17 protein-coding genes and 5 pseudogenes are annotated in these 20,755 nt (G+C 32.8%); 6 read left to right on the top strand and 16 right to left on the bottom strand.

Annotated features, from left to right (window positions below):
- Window positions 1–114: 114 nt before the first annotated feature.
- The 6 genes and pseudogenes from ACZ76X_RS26295 to vanR-A all read right to left on the bottom strand — a co-directional run bounded on the left by ACZ76X_RS26295 (window position 115) and on the right by vanR-A (window position 6,908).
- Window positions 115–1,785: a M4 family metallopeptidase gene (locus tag ACZ76X_RS26295; protein ID WP_479852165.1), complete on the bottom strand. Its 1,671-nt coding sequence runs from the start codon at window positions 1,783–1,785 to the stop codon at window positions 115–117.
- A 443-nt stretch (window positions 1,786–2,228) separates the two neighbouring features.
- The gene (locus tag ACZ76X_RS26290) at window positions 2,229–3,212 is read right to left on the bottom strand and encodes a glycerophosphodiester phosphodiesterase family protein (RefSeq protein ID WP_479852164.1); all 984 of its coding nucleotides are present in this window, start codon (window positions 3,210–3,212) and stop codon (window positions 2,229–2,231) included.
- 294 nt (window positions 3,213–3,506) lie between these two features.
- The gene (locus ACZ76X_RS26285) at window positions 3,507–4,145 is read right to left on the bottom strand and encodes a VanZ family protein (RefSeq protein ID WP_479852163.1); all 639 of its coding nucleotides are present in this window, start codon (window positions 4,143–4,145) and stop codon (window positions 3,507–3,509) included.
- Between the two features lie 56 nt (window positions 4,146–4,201).
- Window positions 4,202–4,444: pseudogene (locus tag ACZ76X_RS26280) on the bottom strand (D-Ala-D-Ala carboxypeptidase VanY); the annotation flags it as partial.
- 624 nt (window positions 4,445–5,068) lie between these two features.
- The gene (vanS, locus tag ACZ76X_RS26275) at window positions 5,069–6,223 is read right to left on the bottom strand and encodes a vancomycin resistance histidine kinase VanS (RefSeq protein WP_195756760.1); all 1,155 of its coding nucleotides are present in this window, start codon (window positions 6,221–6,223) and stop codon (window positions 5,069–5,071) included.
- Window positions 6,213–6,908, bottom strand: a complete 696-nt coding sequence (gene vanR-A / locus ACZ76X_RS26270) for a vancomycin resistance response regulator transcription factor VanR-A (RefSeq protein WP_001281104.1) — start codon at window positions 6,906–6,908, stop codon at window positions 6,213–6,215. The genes vanS and vanR-A overlap by 11 nt, the downstream gene beginning before the upstream one ends.
- A 100-nt stretch (window positions 6,909–7,008) precedes the next feature.
- Between vanR-A and ACZ76X_RS26265 the strand changes: the two are divergent.
- Window positions 7,009–7,140 (top strand): annotated as a pseudogene (locus ACZ76X_RS26265) (Tn3 family transposase); the annotation flags it as partial.
- A 506-nt stretch (window positions 7,141–7,646) separates the two neighbouring features.
- On the opposite strand, the gene ACZ76X_RS26260 reads toward ACZ76X_RS26265, so the two are convergent.
- The 4 genes and pseudogenes from ACZ76X_RS26260 to ACZ76X_RS26245 all read right to left on the bottom strand — a co-directional run.
- Window positions 7,647–8,378: an ABC transporter permease gene (locus tag ACZ76X_RS26260; RefSeq protein WP_479852162.1), complete on the bottom strand. Its 732-nt coding sequence runs from the start codon at window positions 8,376–8,378 to the stop codon at window positions 7,647–7,649.
- Entirely contained in the window at window positions 8,378–9,085 is a 708-nt protein-coding gene (locus tag ACZ76X_RS26255) for an ABC transporter permease (protein ID WP_000278329.1), read from the bottom strand. Before ACZ76X_RS26255 ends, ACZ76X_RS26260 begins: the two co-directional genes overlap by 1 nt.
- Entirely contained in the window at window positions 9,060–9,992 is a 933-nt protein-coding gene (locus ACZ76X_RS26250) for an ABC transporter ATP-binding protein (protein WP_479852161.1), read from the bottom strand. The genes ACZ76X_RS26255 and ACZ76X_RS26250 overlap by 26 nt, the downstream gene beginning before the upstream one ends.
- A 154-nt stretch (window positions 9,993–10,146) precedes the next feature.
- A pseudogene (locus tag ACZ76X_RS26245) lies at window positions 10,147–10,209 on the bottom strand (undecaprenyl-diphosphatase); the annotation flags it as partial.
- 137 nt (window positions 10,210–10,346) lie between these two features.
- On the opposite strand from ACZ76X_RS26245, the pseudogene ACZ76X_RS26240 reads away from it, so the two are divergent.
- Together ACZ76X_RS26240 and ACZ76X_RS26235 are read left to right on the top strand one after the other, a co-directional pair.
- Window positions 10,347–10,586, top strand: a pseudogene (locus ACZ76X_RS26240) (Tn3 family transposase); the annotation flags it as partial.
- 247 nt (window positions 10,587–10,833) lie between these two features.
- A pseudogene (locus ACZ76X_RS26235) lies at window positions 10,834–12,259 on the top strand (IS4 family transposase).
- 502 nt (window positions 12,260–12,761) lie between these two features.
- Here the strand turns inward: ACZ76X_RS26235 and ACZ76X_RS26230 are convergent.
- Window positions 12,762–14,744: a serine hydrolase domain-containing protein gene (locus tag ACZ76X_RS26230; protein WP_479852220.1), complete on the bottom strand. Its 1,983-nt coding sequence runs from the start codon at window positions 14,742–14,744 to the stop codon at window positions 12,762–12,764.
- Window positions 14,745–14,963: 219 nt separating this feature from the next.
- On the opposite strand from ACZ76X_RS26230, the gene ACZ76X_RS26225 reads away from it, so the two are divergent.
- The 3 genes from ACZ76X_RS26225 (at window position 14,964) to ACZ76X_RS26215 (ending at window position 15,832) form a co-directional block, all read left to right on the top strand.
- Window positions 14,964–15,185, top strand: coding sequence for a hypothetical protein (locus tag ACZ76X_RS26225; RefSeq protein WP_479852160.1), 222 nt, complete (start codon window positions 14,964–14,966; stop codon window positions 15,183–15,185).
- A 21-nt stretch (window positions 15,186–15,206) separates the two neighbouring features.
- Complete coding sequence (locus tag ACZ76X_RS26220; RefSeq protein WP_479852159.1) at window positions 15,207–15,317, top strand: hypothetical protein; 111 nt, start codon at window positions 15,207–15,209, stop codon at window positions 15,315–15,317.
- A gap of 62 nt (window positions 15,318–15,379) precedes the next feature.
- Window positions 15,380–15,832, top strand: coding sequence for an SMI1/KNR4 family protein (locus ACZ76X_RS26215; protein WP_479852158.1), 453 nt, complete (start codon window positions 15,380–15,382; stop codon window positions 15,830–15,832).
- Between the two features lie 426 nt (window positions 15,833–16,258).
- Here the strand turns inward: ACZ76X_RS26215 and ACZ76X_RS26210 are convergent, their stop codons facing one another.
- The 5 genes from ACZ76X_RS26210 to ACZ76X_RS26190 all read right to left on the bottom strand — a co-directional run bounded on the left by ACZ76X_RS26210 (window position 16,259) and on the right by ACZ76X_RS26190 (window position 20,661).
- Window positions 16,259–16,936 carry a DUF4097 family beta strand repeat-containing protein gene (locus ACZ76X_RS26210; protein WP_479852157.1) on the bottom strand — a complete coding sequence of 226 codons (678 nt, stop codon included), beginning with the start codon at window positions 16,934–16,936 and terminating at the stop codon, window positions 16,259–16,261.
- Window positions 16,937–16,952: 16 nt separating this feature from the next.
- Entirely contained in the window at window positions 16,953–17,651 is a 699-nt protein-coding gene (locus tag ACZ76X_RS26205) for an ABC transporter permease (protein WP_479852156.1), read from the bottom strand.
- Complete coding sequence (locus ACZ76X_RS26200; RefSeq protein ID WP_479852155.1) at window positions 17,644–18,375, bottom strand: ABC transporter ATP-binding protein; 732 nt, start codon at window positions 18,373–18,375, stop codon at window positions 17,644–17,646. The genes ACZ76X_RS26205 and ACZ76X_RS26200 overlap by 8 nt, the downstream gene beginning before the upstream one ends.
- Complete coding sequence (locus tag ACZ76X_RS26195) at window positions 18,368–19,024, bottom strand: TetR/AcrR family transcriptional regulator (protein ID WP_479852154.1); 657 nt, start codon at window positions 19,022–19,024, stop codon at window positions 18,368–18,370. Before ACZ76X_RS26195 ends, ACZ76X_RS26200 begins: the two co-directional genes overlap by 8 nt.
- Window positions 19,025–19,383: 359 nt before the next feature.
- The gene (locus tag ACZ76X_RS26190; RefSeq protein WP_479852219.1) at window positions 19,384–20,661 is read right to left on the bottom strand and encodes a hemolysin family protein; all 1,278 of its coding nucleotides are present in this window, start codon (window positions 20,659–20,661) and stop codon (window positions 19,384–19,386) included.
- Window positions 20,662–20,755 lie beyond the last annotated feature (94 nt).

Genomic DNA, 20,755 nt, shown 5'->3' with positions numbered 1-20,755 from the left:
AGTCTAGTTCTTAAACAATACAAAAACAACGAAAAAGAACACACTTTATTGTTATACAAGTGTGTTCTTTTTTTCGGTTTTAATAGCTATAATTCCTAGCCTATAGTAACTAAATTATTTTACACCGACCTGATTCCAAGCATTTTCTATGGCTTTATACGTTATACTATCATAACCATCATAATCAGCCGCAGATTGTAATAAAGCAGTACGAGCTTGTTTAAAGTCACTAGTTGGAGTCAAATATGTTGTTAACGCACGATAATAGATTTTTTCTGCCTTTTCTTTACCGATGGAATTAATTGTAAGATATGCAGCCTTATTCGGAATACCACTATTTATATGTACTCCACCATTATCCCCCTCTTCCGTTTCTGGAAGATATTGATAGTTTCTCATATGAGCAGGTTGTCCATATTTCTCAGGATTAGATAAACTTCGCAATGCGTCTCCAGAAACACCAGGTGTAAATACAGCATCCCCTACATCCCAATTGGTAGGATCAACAAAATAGCCAAACACATCAGAGAAAGATTCATTTAATGCACCTGATTGATTTACGTAACGAAGATCAGCAGAATACTCTGTAACAGCATGAGTTAATTCATGTGCTACAACATCTAGAGAACCAGAAAGCGGAATAAATCTACGACCATCTCCATCCCCATATATCATTTGCTGGCCATTCCAAAATGCGTTATTTACGTTAACTCCATAATTCACAGCGGAGCGAATCGTTTTACCTTTCCCATCAATACTGTTACGATTATGGACATTTTTATAATAATCATAAACCTTTCCTGCATGGTAATGGGCATCAACTGCTGGTCCCTGATCTTTATTTATCCAAGCATTATCCTCATCAAACAAACGATAATTTATTGGATAATCTTCATCACTATGATTTACTGTAAATGTTTCAATGTAGCCGCCATTCATAGGTTTTGTAGTGTCTTTTAAGTAGTATTTTCCCTTTACACTACTAAAAGTTGTATTCAATTCTTTTTTATCACCTAATACCCCATATCCGTAGCCTTTATGAGCACTATCTGCATCTGTAACTGCATTATATGAATCTACAATTGTCCCATCTTCCGCATTAACATAGATGTGCCAGTTAGCACCATAGGGTTTAATAAATTGTAGTTTCACTTTAAACGTTAAATAGTATGTTCCATCTTTTTCATATACAACTAAATTTGCTGTTTCATTAGTAGACTCTAAGTTTTCTTTTATCTGATCTAATGCATTTCCGTCCATTTTTACTAGCGTATCACTTTTTGTAAGTTTAATATGTTTCCAAGCATTTGAAAGTGCTGTTTCTTTTGTAATTTTTGCTTTTGTATTACCCTTTAAACTCTCCCCTGCAGCCGGATGGACATCTCCATTGACCGTAGTTACTTTACCCTCTTTATCTGTATGTACAATAAATTGAGCACCGTCAACAGGTATTTTATTTATAGATCGTGTATAAACATAATGTTTCATACCTAAATCATCTGATTTCACTTCTTTAAGTGTTAAATCTTTTTGTGGATTTATTTTAAATAATTCTTTATTTTCTTCAAGAAACTCTTTTACCGCCTTTTGAGTCTCTACCTTTTTATCAGATAAATCACCTGAAAGAAATGATGGACTTCCCTGTTCCTCATTCCAATTTTTTTGTAGTACCTCCATTTTATCCATTGCTTCTTGTTGAGAAGCTTGTTCTTCTGCAAACGCAGTTGAAAAAGGAGCACCTAACATTGTTCCTGCAGCAAGCAATGTAATAACCATTTTTTTCATTCGTTTTCCCCCTTCGATATGAGTAATTTAAAAGATATAATTGCAAAATTTAATATACAATTATTTTCGAATTTTTTGTTCAAATATGAATAATTGCATATTATCCGTTTATATAATTATCTAGATGTAAATTCCTTATAGGGGTACCTTCACATGCCTATCAACCTAAGATTTGAAAGTACCCCCAAACGAAAAATTTACTTTTCTACAGTCAGTTATAAGGATTTAGCTCATTTTTTACATCTTGCGAGTAATTATTTAATCATTGTCGTACTTCTGTATAAAATAAGTTCCCTTCATTCAAAAAACACCCCTGATTTCCATTATTCATAGGAAATCAGGGGTGTTTATCGGTATATAAACCTTTAAAATTATTAATAAGTCTTCTTTTAAAATATAAATGGTTAAACAGATGAAAAAAACTTCGAATGTTATATTATCCCTTATTTCTTAAATACAGGTGCTATTTTATCAATGCGATTTGTCCAAATTCCACCTGTATAATCGTCAGGAAGGCGTTTTATATCTTCAGCTGAGTCAAATCCACTTGAAAACCCAAACCCATTTCCTCCTACAATGATAACTCGAGTATCTGCTTTATCCATTCGATTAAGAAAACGATTTGGCCATCCCCAAAGCCAAGGAGCTACTTTGTCTGGTATATGTAATTCTCCATGCTTCAGGCTTGAAGGTATGTAGCCAGTCCATCCTAATGCCATATAAGTAATAAGATCTTTTTTCATGGTCGCTTTTGACATTGTTCGTAAACTAGGGATGCGCTCTTTTATCGCAGCAATTGGTTTATCGCCACCATATACAGTTAGTTGATCAAGGCGTTGCGCTGGTAATTTCTTGAGGTGAGTAGCCAATTGAATTCCTTCATTTTCATCATCACTTTTAATATGAATAAGAAAAGAACGGTCTGGAAAATGGGTAAGTACTTCATCAAGTGTTGGCATAAGATTAATCCCTTTACCACGAAACGGGAATGTTTTACCCCCATCAGCTGTATAACCGTAACCAATATCAAGTGCTTGTAATTCTTTTGTTGTAAAATCTCTTGTAACACCTTTACCATTAGTACGGCAATCAAGAGTCCAGTCATGAAAAATAACAAAATTATTATCTTTAGTTGGTTGAACATCAAACTCTACTAAATCAGCTCCAGCTTTAAATGCCGCTTCCATAGACGGAATTGTATTTTCTAAATAAGAATGTTCAGGTTTATTTATACGTTCTGCTGTACATGTATCACTCTCAATCTCTTCCATGCTAAATGTTTGCGAAAGTCCTCGGTGAGCAAGAAGAAGAGGAGTTCCATCGTCCCTCTTAGCAAAAAAAGAACTGTTATTTACATAAACAAATACGAATAGGATAAGAATTATCCAATTCGTTTTACGTTTCAGTAACTTTTTTAGTTTATTCATTGTATGCTCCTCTTAAATATTGGTTGAAATGCTTTAAACAATTTTCGACATTTAAATACTGGTAAATGTTACACCCTATCTTATCTTTCCGCAATGAATATGGTTGGTAATTAAAGGCCAGTACTTTGATATAAAGCGGGAGTAATAGAAATCAATTCAATAACCACTCAACCTTCAGTAAGAATAGTTTTGAAAGATTTCTATGAGAATTTAATATAAATGGGTATATGTAATATCCTATTATTTCAGAATCAATTTGCTATATTTATATTATTTGACAGTATCTGAATTACCTTATTGAAGGATTAGAGGCCGTCTAAATAAAACTGGATAATATATTAACATCATGCCTACAAATGAGCAAACTAAATAAAAAATAGCCTCGTATTTTATTACTAGAGAAATATTATTATCAATCTTTTTTTCATCTCTTTTATATATCATTTTGAATAATATTCTATATAATAAATACCCAATAATTGCTCCCAGAGTGTTCATAGATAAATCATCAATATCTGTAATTCTATTATCTAGCAATTGACCTAACTCAATAGCCAATGAAAAACCGAATCCAGCATAGGCGGTATTTTTTATTGTTCTAAACTGCGGCCAAATAGTCGGCAATAAAAAACCTAATGGAATAAACAGTAAAATGTTTAAGACATAAGTAGTCATACCTTCAGAAGCAAATGGAATCAAGTTAATTTGATTTGCACGAATTAATGTTTCGTAACTCCCTATGTCCCATATAGTCCCTATCTGCGTTACCTTATACACTAGTGAAAGGTAGAATAGAAAAACATACACCCATAGTAAATGCTGAATAGATATATTTTTTCTCGTTTTAAAATAAAACCCAATTTGAAACACTATACAAAAAATAATAGTAAAAAAATAAGTATATAAATAATTAATCAAAAATCCTGAATGCATATAGAATCTCCTAACTTTACATTTTAATCTATAACTTTGTCATTTTAGAATATAATTCAAGAACGGATGGTCACAATCACCCCGTCTATATTATTTCCAAACATTTCACACAATCCATTTACTGGTATTTCAACGTCGATTGTCTTGTTTTGAAAAAAGGGAGAATATGAAATCTTATATTTTTCCCCACCAATACTTTCTGAAATGCTCTCTTCTTCTTTTAAATAATCCAGGTATTCTTCCAAGGCTAAATTCATTTCTTGCATAATCGCACTGTGAGGCAAACCGACATAGCGAATAGGCTATTTACTGTTAATTAAGATCAAATTCCCCTGATAGATCTGTTCTTTTACAATCTCTTTCTTTTGAATAATTGAGGTAGTCCCTGTATTATCTATGTTATCTTTGTGATTTTGATCATATTTTTGTACATCTACTTTATTCTGAAAAAACAGTGCTTTATTCATGAAAGCAAAACCTAAGAAAAATAACAATAAAAAACACTACTTCTTCATTTTCGGCTTCCTCCTTAAGTAAATGACTTGATGATGATGTCACGCTAATTCAGCGCTGAAGATTTCGGATATGTAACTCTTAACGATTACTTTCTGCAAAGCGAAGCTATATCTATATGGATACTCTGTTCAGTGGTATGCAGGTACATCCAAAACAGCAGATTGCTCATTTGACACAATTCGTTAAAAGGAAAAGAAATATTTGTGTCACTCTTTTTCTAAACATTTGAGCTATTTTAATCCACGCATAAGTTATCATATCTTTCTTTGACGAAATAAAAAAAAAGCTCGTTCTTATGGTTTAAGTCTACCGCATAAGAACGAGCCATTTTTTAATATTAAATTGTTAATTTCCTAAGAAAAAGTAGAGATAACCTTAAGAATTCCTTAAGAAACAATGATTATTTTCTATGAACCCTCTTTATCAACCAAGTCTTGAAAGGCTGGAAGCTCTACCGTGAATGTCGTAGAGTTATCATTACTTTCCGCGTAAATCTGTCCACCATGCTGAACAATGATTTCTTTTGCAATCGCCAATCCAAGTCCCGCGCCGCCCGTATCAGAAGAACGGGCATCATCCAATCTGTAAAACTTTTCAAATATGGTAGCGAGTTTATCTTTCGGGATGTATCCGGCGTTCTCGAAAACGATAGATACCACATCCTCGGATAGGTCCGCCTTAATGTCAATAACGCTGTCGTCCTTGCTGTATGCAGTGGCGTTTTTCAAAATATTGTTAAAGACCCTCGCTAGCTTATCAGGGTCACCAAATACGGTCAAATCTTCAGAAGCATGGAGTACCACCTGTTTTCCCTTCGCGGCAAGCTGAGGATAAAATTCATCAGTCATTTGCACCAACATATAATATAGATCTATATGTTTTTTCGTGAGCGTAATCGTTTGAAGGTTATATCGCGTAATTTCAAAAAACTCGTCAATTAGCTGTTCCAGTCGATACGCTTTTTCTAACGTGATACGCACATATTTTGCCTTTTGCTCTCTTGGCATGTCTGGTGCCTCGTCAAGCAGGATTAGATAACCGATGACTGATGTAAGAGGCGTTTTAATATCGTGTGCCAAGTACATAACAACTTCATTTTTTCTTTGTTCGGCCAGCTTTGCATCATGCTCTCGCTTTTCAAGGGTTCGCTTTAACGTGTTGAGCTTCTGTTCCATGAACTCCATTTCCGCAGAAAGCTCAATTTGTTTATCTTCGTTCTGAATAAGTATATCAATACCGGTATTTATCTCTTCAAAGTATTTTACAAATTTTAAAAGCATAACTCGGCATAGAATAAGAATACTAATGGCAACCGCCACATAAATAAAAATTTCTATATTGTTCCGTATAGTATACTGATATATTATCATTGCGTCCCAACGCTCTAAATGATAACTGTTTTCCAAAAAACGTACGATCCACTCTCCAAGTGTTCCTTGGATAAATAGACGTAAAAACAGCACAAATACAACTGCTGCCATAACAATCGTAAGGATATATTGGTAGAGTTTCCGTTTTAATTTTGAATAATCGATTTTTTTATTCTTATTTTTATTTTTCAATTTTATAGCCGATCCCCCATACCGTTTTTATATATTTCGGATTATCAACCGTGTCGTTCATCTTTTCTCGCAGATGTCGGATATGCACGGTGATAGTGTTATTACTCTTGCTGAAATATTCGTCACCCCATATCTCATGAAACAGCTGCTCAGAGCTAACCACATTTCCCTTGTTTTCACAGAGGATACGCAGGATTGAAAACTCGGTGGGAGTGAGAGATAACGGTTTCTCGTTCAGAGAACACTCATGCGTGCTTATATTAATAACAAGACCAGAGTGGACGATAACATTCTCGTTCTGTGCCGTTACTCCATTGTATTTTTTATACCGGCGTAACTGCGCTTTGACTCGCGCAATTAACTCTAGTGGACGAAAAGGCTTTGTAATATAATCATCCGCGCCAATTGTTAGCCCAGTAATTTTATCTACTTCTGTATCTTTCGCTGTCAACATGATAATTGGATAGGTATGCTTTTCCCTTATTTTTTGACAGATAGTGAGACCACTTACGTCGGGAAGCATAATGTCCAATATTGCAAGGTCAATCGCATTCTTGTCTATACATTCCAACGCTTCTTTAGCAGTATAGTATTTGAAAACCGTATAATTCTCGTTTTTCAAGTATAGCTCAACCAAATCGGCAATTTCACGTTCATCTTCCACAATAAGTACTTTATCACTCATGATTACCAATCCTCCTTTATGGATGTGCTTTTCTCAATCGGAATCTTTTCTGAATAACGAGCCTATCATACCTATTACACCAAGTAAAGTCATATTGCTGTATACAGACACAGTCGGTTACACAAAATAGAATTTCGGATTTACCCATTTATTGGGGTTTAATTTTACACCAACAATAAGAGATCTATCGGACTCAAGATTATTTACAATAGTTAAAGCAATATACTCTCCCTTTAGAAAAAAGAACAATTTCAGCTTAAATTGAATTTGCATAATCTTAACTTGATAGCAATGGGGTACCGCCACATCACTCTCAAGTTAAAATTTTATAGTACCTCCAGAACGAAAAAATTACTTCTCTAAGGCTAGTGATTTATAAGAATTTAGCTCATTATTTCGTTTTATGTAACTACGAATTTCTTACCTTGATGGCAATAGGAGATTTTAATGAGAAAAAATATAAAAAGATTTCATCCAGTACGATGAAATCTTTTTATATTTTTCTTCTAATTTATTTATTAAAATTAGAATTTTTATTACTATAGAAACCTAATATAATAACAAACGAAGCTAATAGAATACTTAACCAGTGATTTAATTTATACGGTAAATTCATATCAAAAATAATGGTAGCAATCATAACAATTAGAGTTAATCTAGCTAAAAGATAAATAATTATTTTCATTAGTAATCATCTTTGTATATTAAAGTGATTATATAAAATCATTAGTATTTACATTAATATGTCTTTTTATTGAAATTGATTAGTCCCCCTGCGAACAATACAATAAAACTAATCAATACAATTAATATACTTTTTGTAGAAATAAATAATAGCCCTGTTTCACTACCTGAAGGTAACATAGCTAAAAGGGGTTGACTCCATGGATAAATTGGACCAAATCGTTCAGACTGACTAATTATTATACCAGGTATCGTTAGACCAGCACATACTACCATTGGAGCAGCAAAGCTGGACCATATTGCGGACAGCCACATTTGAAGTGCTATTAAAGGTAATGTTGTAAATATTCCACCTATTAAAGATTTGAATATATATGTTGTAGGAAAAGGGCCTGTTATCCCGCAAATAGAACCTACTATAATTATTTCTAAAAGGAATAAAAGTTGAGTAATAATTATAGAAAATAGCACAAAAATAGCTTTAGTACAGTAAAGTTGATAACGTTTTATAGGCTGAACTAGTAATTGCTTCCACCCACCATGTAAATGATCGTGACGGCAGATAAAAGCAGTAAAAATTCCAGTTAATAATGGGAGAAAGATCATAGCGTGTATTATTGAAGCAAATGAATAAATAATTTCCCAATTATCTAAAGATGCTAATGTATCACTCACTTTTAGGTAAGTTAACATCCCTGTTAAAAGGGGACTAATAAATAATAGTAGCCAGATTTTTGTCTTTTTAATCTTATGGAATTCAGCCAAAAATAATCTTAAATCTAGCATTATTTATCCACATCCCTTCTTACAAAATCAAATGTTGTTATCAAAATTAGTAAAACCCCAACTGTAGCCCCTAACAGTGTAGTTGTATTTGATTTACTTGCAAGTAAGGGTAATTTCCATATAATCCAATCTGGCAAGGATTCTGAGAATAGTGCTAATACTGTACCTAAAACTCCCACTATTAATGTGATTCCTTGATTTTTATAAACAATGGATAACCATAATTGTAATGCTAAAACTGGTAAGGCAGAAAAGTAAGGGAAAAAACTAATTTTTATTACTTTTGACCATGGAATAGAATATCCAAAATCTAATCCTATACCTAAAAAAATACTCCCTATAAAGAGAATGGAGCAAGATATAAATAATAAAATAAAACTTAATATAAATTTAGCTATAAATATTTTTCTTTTTTCTATTGGTAGTATTAAAAGGTGTTTCCAAGAAGTAGAGCTGTGTTCTAAATGGGCTATTATAGAAGTAATAATTGTAATCCCTAGTAGTATTGCTGGAAGGGAAAGAGACTGAACATTTGAAAGTAGCCCTCCCCACAAATCATTTTTATATTTTTCTATCAAATAATCGTATCTTAAACTAAAATTTATTGCTTGAAGTATAATAACACCTATTGGGGCTATCATTATTAAAAACCAAACCCACTTACGCTTTAATTTAAGAAATTCAGATGCTAAGAGGGATTTGTACATCGTTTTGTTCCTCCTTTACGATGTTTAGGAAAATATCTTCAAGTGAATTTTTTTCTTCTTCAATACGGAATACAGATATGTCATTTGCTACTAAAGCTTTCACAATCTTAGCTATAGCTGTATTATCAGTATTAGATATAACAATTTTATCCTCCTCCATCACTGACGGTATACCACTAGCAAGAAGGATTTTCCATGCTTCCTTAGGTTTATTAACTAAAATCTTAATTGAATTATGTGAATGTTGTCGTAAAACTTCAATTTTATCCTGGAAAATGAGCCGTCCCTTTGAAATAATCCCAACATATGTAGCCATCTGGTCTATTTCACTTAATAAATGACTTGATACTAGTATAGTAATGCCTCTTTCCTTAGCAAGGCTCTTTATTAATTCACGCATTTCATGTATCCCTTGGGGATCAAGTCCATTTGTCGGTTCATCTAAAATTAATAATCTAGGATCACCAAGTAATGCAATGGCAAGGCCAAGACGTTGTTTCATGCCTAAAGAGTATTCTTTAACTTTTTGGTGTGCTGCATTCTGCAGTCCGACAGTTTTTAAAACGACATGTAGTTTTTCTTTTGGTATATTTCTTAAAAGTCTATAAACTTCTAAATTTTCAATTGCGTTGAGGTGTGCATAATAAGAAGGATTTTCCACTAGTGCTCCAACATCAGATAAAATAGATAAACGATTTTCATTTAAATCTTTACCAAAAATTGTAATATTACCTTCAGTCGCTTTAATTAAACCTAATAACATTCTAATGCTAGTTGTTTTTCCAGCACCATTGGGTCCTAAAAATCCATAAATTTCACCTTCAGGAATTTTTAGATTTACACCACTAACCACACTACTTTTTTTATATTTTTTAGTTAGATTATTTGTTTCAACAATATATTTCATATAAACACCACCTTATATTTATTATATTTCACGAAGGTTAAATTAAATTTCTAAAGAGTTTAAAAATCATTTGATTACTGTATCTTTAAATATACAGAAACTATTATGTAGTCAACCAAAATTAAATTCCAATTAGAAGTTGAAAAAATGAGACATATTGTTTACCTAAATCATTAATTGCTCGAAAAATATCAATATTGAATTGAGAAAAAGACATTTTCAAATCCCTCCTTCTTCTTTCTTCCTTCTCACTATAATAAAAAAAGAAAAAGGAAAACATCGAACTTTCTTACAAACATTCGTGCATTCTTACAGTTTTGTCATTTTTCTCGTCATTTTGTAAATGTGTTCATCGCCTTGCCTTTCGCTATTTTCTTTGGAAAACATGGTGAATTACGAGAAAGAGCGCTACAAGATCAACTTCAAAGAATTAGTGCACTAAACCTATTAATTAATGCAATTAGTGTGTGGAATACTTTTTATTTAAGTGAAGCAATAAAAGCTTTGAAGAAAAAAGAACAATTTGATGAAGAATTATTAAAATATATTTCTCCATTAGAATGGGAACACATTAACTTTCTAGAAGAATACTGATTTAGCAAAAGAGAAATTGCACCATTAGACTCTCTACGGCCACTACAGACAACTTAACAGTAAGAAGCCGATTATCTCTTAAGCGTACAGGAAATCGGCTTTTTCTTTATGAAATTTTGCTTAGTGTACGAAATTTTCGTTTTGTTAGTGCTACCGCACCGCTATTAAGGTAAGGTTTGACACTACCCATAAAGCAAAAAAGGCGTAATCCTTTCTGTAGAATCATAAGAAAGGATGGCGTTTGTTTATGAATCTTTCGATTCTTGATGAACTTCAACCGATTGCTGAAGAATTACAACGACATATGTCTTCTCATGTTCTAGAACACTTAGCCAAAGAAAAAGGATTCGTTCAGCGAAAGAGTAAATATCAAGCACAGGAGTTAGTTGCTTTATGTGTATGGCTTAGTCAACAGGTCGCAACTACATCACTCACGCAATTATGTAGCTGTCTTGAAGTATCTACAGGTGTTCTTATAAGTCCTGAAGGACTTAACCAACGATTTAATGCTTCCGCAGTACAATTTCTTGAACAAGTTCTAGCTAACCTTCTAACCCAAAGAATTCATTCAACACAAGGAATAATTCATCAATATACCACGATTTTTAAGCACATTCGAATTCTAGATTCTACAACATTTCAGCTTCCAGATAAGTTTTCTTCACATTATCAAGGTTCAGGTGGAAGTAGCCATACGGCAGGAGTCAAAATTCAATTGGAGTATGACCTATTGAGTGGAAAGTTCCTGTACGTTTATGTAGGAGAAGGAAGAGAGAATGATAAAACCTTTGGTTCAACAAGCCTAAAAACCATTCAACCAAAAGACTTGTATATAAGAGATTTAGGCTATTTTGACTTACATGACTTACAGAAGATTCATGATAAAGGCGCTTACTATGTTTCACGTTTGAAATTAAATTCTCGAATCTATTGTAAGAATGATGAGCCAGATTATTTTCAAAATGGGACCGTGAAGAAAGGAACACTCTATATTCAATTAGATATGGAAGAACTCATGAATCAATTGCTCCCTGGTCAAACATTGAAAATTTCAGAAGCATACATTGGACAGTATCAAAAATTACCAGCTCGTGTTATTATTCATCGATTAACAAAGGAACAAACAGAGAAAAGGTTGAAGGAACAAGCAAAAAAAGAAAGGTATTACCTACAAAGAACGAAGTAAACGGTTGAGTGGAATCAACGTGTATATTACGAATCTTTCTGTAGAAAATGTTCCAACGGAACATATCCATGATTTATATTCATTACGCTGGCAAATTGAAATTTTGTTCAAAACATGGAAATCTTTCTTCCAAATTCACAAGTGCAAAGAAATCAAGAAAGAACGCTTAGAATGTCATTTATATGGTCAACTCATTAGCATTTTACTCTGTTCATCGACGATACTCAAAATGCGTCAGTTACTCTTAGATAAGAAAAAGAAAGAGTTAAGTGAGTACAAATCCATTTATATGATAAAGAATTATTATCTATTGTTTTACCATGGATTAAAAAAGGGCATCCAAGAATTATTAAAAGTTTTTCTGCGTTTATTTTATCTTTTAGAGAAAAACGGACGGAAATCTCACCGTTACGAAAAGAAAACAGTCTTTAATATCCTAGGCGTTATGTATAATTGTACGTTGTCACAGAGTTTCAAAGTTGCATAATACTTTTCAAAACACCTATTTGATAGGCTTATTTGTTATGCACATTTTTAGTGTAATCGTAGAAATCCAAAAAAATACACTCACATATACCCTCTTGGTACCCTTAGCTTGATGGCGATGTGGCGGTACCCCTTCAATAAAAAAAGATAATCACAATTTTTTATGCATCCTATTTGATGGTAACTAATGTATTACTGTGACCTAGTTCTATCTAACTTGAATTGAATCCCCTTGTTGTAGATTTTTATTTTATTATTAATAATTACGGTACATGAAATTATTAATAATAAAATAAAAAAAGCTCCCCTGAAAGGAGCTCCTTACATGACAAAACACTTAAGACGTTCTTCTAATAACAGCTCTACTTAAGATTTGGAGTATGGTTATAACTCATCCACCCCTGTTTGTTACGATAAATCATTGGTCGAAGACTATTCTTTTTCTATATATTATTTCAAGCTCTTTAGATTTTTTCTTTTTGTGAAATTTACCTCAAAACAAATTAACTAGATAACAAAACGTAAAATAACAATGCTGCTGCCTCTTGTCGTTTCATACTTTGTTTTGATAGATAATCTGCTGATCCATCTTCATTATATATAACTTCAGGCCCTACTAAACGATGACCTACAATGTTTTTCACGGATTCTATTGCCCAATCATCAGTTTCTCCCTTTAATGTTGCATCTGCAGATGGCGCACCTAACATTTTTAAATACTGCCATGTAATCCATGCTGCTTCTTGTCTAGTAATTGCGCGGTCTGGTTGGAATTGTTCCCCTTCTTTTTCATATAAAATACCAATTTCATATAACTTTTGAATATGCGGTGCATACGGATGATTTTTCACATCAGAAAATACTGGTTCTTTTTTTGAAGGTGGCGTAAAATAAGCAATTTGAGATAACCAATATGCAAATTCTGCCCGTGTAAGAGAAGATTCTGGATTGAAATCCCCCTCCTTATTTGCTTGTAATACCTCGTATTGATGTAAAGGATCTATAAACTTAGCATACGGGTGCTTTTCATCTACGTCTTTAAATCTCTCGGGCTCACTTAACTTCACCGCTGAGCTGCCAGAGTTCCAATGTATCATCTCTTTCACAGTACCATCTTTGTGAAGTTTAAATGCCATATAATTCCCTTTTTCATCCTCAAATAGTAAAGGGTCTATTTGTTTTAGCTGTTGTTTACCATATACTTTATCACTTACAAATAACTTCCCTTCACTTATGCTTACATGTGACATTAGGTTTTTTAATCTCAAATCTCGGTAAACGCCTTCAAATTTCTTTAATTCTTCTTCATTAGGGTTTAAATATTCAGGCTTTGTTTTATCTGGGAAATAGTGATTCATAAAATCATCAAATACTTCCACAGGAAGTGCTGAACTATCTTTATTTGTAACAACAAAAACTCCAATTTTATGCTCTGGAATTAACCACATTAAAGATGAAAAACCTGGTATATTTCCACCTTTACCGAACACATATTGCCCATTATGGCTTTGCGGTGAAAAGAATTCAAACCCATATGTCATATTAGGGTATTTGGGATGTAACGCAAATTTTGTTTTTTGCATATCTTCTACAGTTTCCTTTTGTAGTATTTGGTTATTTTTAAATTTACCATCATTCAATTGAGCAATCATAAAATTGGCTACATCACTTCCTGTAGAAAACATACTGCCTTGTGGCATGTCTGTTGGTCTTGTCTGATAAAATGGGATGGCATTGCCTTTAGCATCATATCCTGTTGCTAACTTTTCCTTAATAAAATTAGTCATAACAAAACTGCTATTATGCATTTCTAAAGGGTAAAAAACATTTTTAGCCATATATTTGTAAAAAGGTGTGTTTGTCAGATTTTGAACAATATACCCTTGAAGCATAGAAGCAAAATTATCATATGTATATGTATCCCCTGGTTTTCTTACTACAGTGGGCATATTATCTTCTACATAATCTTTAAGCATTGTATAATCATTATCTTGATAATGGATATCCTCTGGTCTTGGATCTACGTAATCAAACCCTGTTGTATGGGTAAGTAAATGCTCCATTGTAACTGGTTCACTCATGTTATTTTGGTACTTTAATCCCCCCATATAATTTACTATATCTTTATTTAAATCAATTTTTCCTTGTTCAACTAACTGCATGACAGCACTAGCAGTAAAAACTTTTGATATTGAGGCTAATCGAAAAACTGTTTTTTGGGGATCGATGGGAGTATTCTTTTCTTTATCGGAAAATCCAAATCCCTTTTGAAATAGAATTTGATTATCCTTTACAACGACAAGAGCTACACCAGCTGCATTTTCTTTTTTCATTTTCTCTGGAATTACTTTATTGGTGAATGTTTCTACCTCTTTAGGATTTAATGTTATAGGTGCAACAGTTTCGGCTTTTGAATAATTGCTCCCCAGAAAAAATAACAAAAAACAAACACTTACAGCTATTAACCTTTGAAAACAAATTTTCATTCTTTTATTCCTATTTCCCAAACTAATTCCCCCTTTAATACTAGATTTATTGATTAATCAGCTACCGGTTAATCAACCATATTCTACCATTATATAGTTATTTTTTCTAATTTTTCTTCTATTCCGTCTTTTAAACTGTTCGTCTGAGGAATTAGTCTATAGTTACCAATAGACAGAAATTTACCAACACGAAGATAGATTTATCTTGGTTAGGTAAGTTTGGTGATTAATATATATGCAGCACATGAAGTGACAGGTACTGTTAAAGTGGCTGGGCAAACTAAAGATATTAGTAAAAGGGGTTACCGTATGAAAAATATAGATTGGGATTACGTCGCTCCACCATCCGTTAATAAAAGCAGAAATTCGAATCTTCAACTAGCTTTAGATGTCGGGGTACCTTTTACAAAAGATAACCACAAAATTGAGTTACATCATTGAACGCAAAAAGAACCTGGAGCAATGATTGAAATACCAGCCAATAAACATGATGAATTTACTAAAGCATTACATGGTTTAGTAGAATTAGGAGAAAGTTTTAGAAACGACAAAGAGCTATATAAAACAGTATAATAATTTTAGAAATAACTATTGGAAAATGAGAGCGCGAGAACATTTAGAAGGGAAATAAAAAGATGAATCACAAGATTATTTCAATCATTACCACATATGAAAAAGATGGTGATTTTATGGGAGGGGTAAATGAATGTACAATTCGAGAGGCAGCACAAATGCTAAACATTAAATTCCCAAACAGTTATCATTGGTTTTTAAAACAGTATGGTAGCGGCGCACTGGATGGTATGGATATTCATGGTTGTGAGACAACAGCTGCGGATTCTTCCGTTGTTTACCACACCAAGTTATATAGAGAAACATATAACCTTCCTGAACAATACATTGTTTTAAATGATATCGATGGTACTGTGGCATGTTTAGATACCAATCAAATGAAAGATGGTGAGTGCCCTGTTGTCTTTTGGAGTCGTTTTTCAAAGGAACTGTATGCCATTACTTATGAAAACTTCAACGACTATCTATTAGATTGTTTACAAGAATCTGTAGATAATTTGTATGATGAGGATTAATTAATTATAGAATACTAAGAATCATACTTTATGTAATAATATATATTTATAGGTTTCATATGATTTTATTGTTTTGATTTACAAAGAAAAAGCCGATTATCTCTAAACTTAGAGGAAACAGCTTTTTTCTATGAAAATTTGCTTAGCGTACGAAATTCGCGTTTTGTTGGCGCTACCCCATTGCCATCAACCTAAGCTTTTGAGATACCCCCATACCGAAATTTTCACCTTTTTACAGTTATTTATGAGAATTCAGCTCATTTTATCGTTTTGGGGAACAATCAATTTCTTAAGTTGATGGGTATGGGGGAATATTGTTTTGTTAACTTGATAGCGATGTGGTGGGACCTCATACTCTACCCCTTCACTTCATCATGCTACTTTTAAAAGTTGTTCCTCTATCTTTCAAAAGGCCTTTATTCTTTACTAGTTTATAACTCTTATCTCTCCTAAATTAGCTGTTAAATTAAATTTATAAAGTTGTTCTCCTGATAATACAGCATCTATTACACATTTTCTAACCCCGCGTTTGTTTATTTGGACACTAGCCTTTGGTGGAATCCTAATATAAGCACCTGCTGCACCACATGAACAGTTCAAATCTCCACCTATCTCATTCATTTCTAAATTAATCTTCCCTGAAATAGACTTAACATTAGTATGCTGAATTTTTCTTAATAAACGTATATTTGCAGGGCGACTCCCAACCTTTAAATCTAAAGAATCACATAAGACATCATTTACTACCAACTTCGCAGTCTTCGTGTTAACTTGTATTTCTTTTCCTTGAAGTCCCTCAAGAGTCAGTTCACCAAGATCTTGATTAATAGCTAGGTATTCCATCATCTCTTCTGGAATACCTATATCTAAATAAACTGATTTTGGAAATCCTATCATAAGAATTGGAGTAATGCGAACTTCTTGTTTTAAAATTAGACGATTCGCTAGTTGTTTTATTTCTATCCCCTTACAATATCGTCCTAATGAACCATTAATAACTAATTCTGTTCCTTTTATTGCATGACAAAAAACAATGCCACCTTTAATCTGAATTTCTATTTTAGTTCTTTCATTTAGCTCAACTGTTTCTTGATAGTTACTCATTGAACTCCCTCCTAAATTAATCTATTTCCATCCGGTTTACTCTCTGCATCAATTCAAGAGAAACTAAGATCCCAATAGCAGCAATTATTACTAATATAATGATACCTAACATAGGATTATCATAACCAGATGCCACAGTATTCCCTAAAAGTGCAATTAAGCCGAAAGAAGAAATAATTGTAATAGGAACTGATTTTTTAATAAAACCTATTCTCATAGCAATAAGGGCTACCATACTTGTTATAAAAGCAGTAATTACAATCATTAACAATGTAGAGAAAATATCTTCCTGTGAAAGAGTATCTGGAACAATAGGAGATATTTTCTCTGTTAAACTAAAAATAATGATAGGTATGGCACTGCAAATAATCATAGCCACCGTAGTAAAACCACTTACAATAAGTAATTTTACAAGTAAAACTTTCTTCCGATTGACAGGATAAGCAAATAACAATGTCATTTGTTTTCCTTTGTATTCTTCAATAATAAAGCGAGTATACATTACAGATGATATAGTTGAAAAAACAATCATCCCCATTAAGATAGTGAATTTGTAAATATTAGCATAATTCTGAAATTGAATTTCATTTGTTTCTTTTGCAACAAATGCTACAAAATAGATAAATGCAAGCAAACCAATACTCGAAATAACACTTGCTAAAATAAAAGTATTTATTTTATTTTTTCCAATTTCAAGTTGGATTAAATTAAGCATATACTTTTCCTCCTGACATTATTTTGAAGAAATGAGCTTCTAACCCCTTTGGAGATTTTTTCTTTACCTCTTCTAGAAGTGCTTCCTCTACCACTACCCCATTTACAATGACTCCAATCGAATCTACAATGTGTTCAAGTTCACTAAGGATATGACTTGAAATAAGAATAGTCATCCCATAATTTTCTGATAGATCTTTAAATAACACTCTCATTTCTTGAATCCCAAGTGGGTCTAATCCATTTATTGGTTCATCCAAAATTAAAAGTTTAGGTTTATGAATGAATGCACGTGCTATGGCTAATCTTTGTCGCATGCCTAATGAAAATTTAGAAACTGGCTGATCACCTGTTTGAACAAGACCTACCATTTTTAATACTTTAGAAATCTCAAATCCTTCAACATTCATATAAGCCAAATGAAATTTCAAATTCTCAGTTGCTGATAAATGCTCATAAAATACCGGAACTTCAATTAAAGTTCCTATACTCTTTAGTATCAAATCGCGCTTTTTCGTTACGTCCATTCCAAAAATTTCAACTGTCCCAGATGTAGGAAGCAATAAGCCTGATAAAATTTTAAATACTGTCGTTTTACCTGCACCATTGGCACCTAAAAAACCATAAACAGTATTAGCTTTTACCGTCATCGTACTTCCTTTAATAACCTCTGAACCATCAAATACTTTTACCAATTTGTGTGTTTTTACAGCAATTTTATTCATTAATACCACCCATTTCTATATTTGGATAATGATTCATAAGTTCTTTTATTAATTGATCACTTACAATATCAACCCCTAATTGTCTCATCATATGTTGTAAGAACTTTATCCGACTAATCGTTTCTGATTTTTTACGATTAAATAGGATCGGGTTCGTCCAAACATCCATCAAAAGCATAAAAACTTCTGCACATTCATTGGGATATTCCGTTGTAATGGAACCATCTGCTATCCCTTGTTTCATGATTTCCGTAAATATTAACGCTTCTTTATTTACACTTGCTTTTATTCCTTGCACAATAAACTGTGGATTTTTTATTTGGTAATTCAAAATATCATCAATAGAGTGAATGTTTTTATCTGATGCAATTCTTTCTAAAATTTTTGTTAACTTATCCCTACTATTTACTGAATCGATACTATTAACTAATTGCTCCAACATCTCGTAAGTATAATTAAACTGTCGTTCCATGACTGCTTCTAATATGTCTTCTTTCGTTTTAAAATGATGAAAAATAGCTCCTCTTGACATTCCAAGAGAATCAACAATATCTTGTATGCTCGTTTTATCAAAACCTTTTTCACTAAACAGTGATGTGGCTACTGTTAGGATTTTTTCAATTGTTTGCTTTGAATCTTTACTTCTCATTTAAAAACCTTCTTTCTTTATAGATACCGGACGTCGGTATGTTTAGACTAACATTACAATATTTGTATGTCAACATGATATATTGACGAATAGTCTAAATTTTCCAACATAGATTCTCGCCCCACTACCATCAAGTTAAGAAATCCATTATTCCCTAAGACAACAAATAAGCTGGATTCCCATAGACAGCTATGAAGAGTTGAAATTTTCGTTTTGGAGAACAACTAATTTTTTAGGGTGATGGATATATATATTGACCCCTACATAGCTAAAAAGACATATAAAATACGCTCTCTTCTCCAACAACTCTTTCTTGTAAATTTAAGAACTATAACTTCGCCACAAATAAAAAGCAGCAACTATACAGTTGCTGCTTGCTCAATTTCTTTTTTTATTTCGACACTTTTAATTTGATGGGCATCTTTAGAAAGAACCTTAAATTCATATTCTTCGCTTTTTATTGTCTGTCCTTCTTCGATATCATAATTCTGCATCATAATCCAACCACCAATCGTGTCAACATCATCATCATTCATATGTAATCCCAGCAAATCGTTTAATTCACTAATGAGTACCTTACCTTCTACTATGAAATGATATTCATTCATTTGCTGAATGGGCGGACGTTCATCTTCGTCATATTCGTCACAGATTTCTCCTACAATTTCTTCTAGAATATCCTCAATGGTTACAATACCAGCTGTACCGCCATATTCATCATGCAATACAGCCAATGGAATACGTTTCTTTTGCATTTGCAGTAAAAGATCATGTATTGGAATGCTTTCAATCGCTTCTATTACTGGACGCGTATACAAGTGGATCGAATCGGATTCTTTAGTTTCTTTATTGATGTAACGAATAAAGAAGTCTTTCACATTCACCATTCCAATGATTTCATCTTTGTCTTCTCCAAATACAGGATAACGTGTGTACTTTTCATGGCGAATTATTTTTATATGATCTGCTAAAGAATTATCTACATGTAGTCCTATAATTTCCGTTCGAGGGACCATAATTTCTTTAGCAATACGATTATCAAATTCAAAAATATTATTTACATATTTATACTCAGCTTGATTAATTTCTCCACACTCATAGCTTTCAGAGAGAATGAGTCGTAATTCTTCTTCTGTATGAGCCACGTCATGCTCTGATGCTGGTTTTAGGCCGAATAGTCCTGTTATCATCCTTGCAGAGCCATTTAACAATCGTATAAATGGGTACATGATTTTATAGAACCAAATAAGCGGAGGCGAAAGTAATAAAGTAATCTTTTCAGCCTTTTGAATCGCAAATGTTTTTGGGGCTAATTCTCCTACTACGATATGTAAGTACGTCATGATAGTAAAGGCAATTCCTAAAGATAATAAACTTGCAATGGAAGGATTGACATTCACTTTATCAAATAAGGAGTGTAAAAGTCTTTCGATGGTTGGCTCACCTAGTGCACCTAGTCCCATCGCTGTCACTGTAATCCCCAATTGACAAGCTGACAAATATTCATCCAGTTTTGTGGTCACCTTTTTAGCTGCAAGCGCACCCTTCTTTCCTTCTAATACAAATTGGTCAATCTTTGATCCTCTTATTTTTACTATGGCAAATTCTATCGCGACGAAAAATGCTGTAAAAGCGATTAAAACTACTCTCTAGTTTTCTAGCTGGACTTTATCTCATTTCTTTTCATTTTTTAGATGTTAATATTTATCGAAATATCTAAAAACATATTCG

The sequence above is a fragment of the Bacillus sp. BC05(2025) genome (assembly GCF_056725905.1).
Note: the sequence above shows the minus strand (reverse complement) of the source record. Positions and strands in the feature narration are given on the sequence as shown.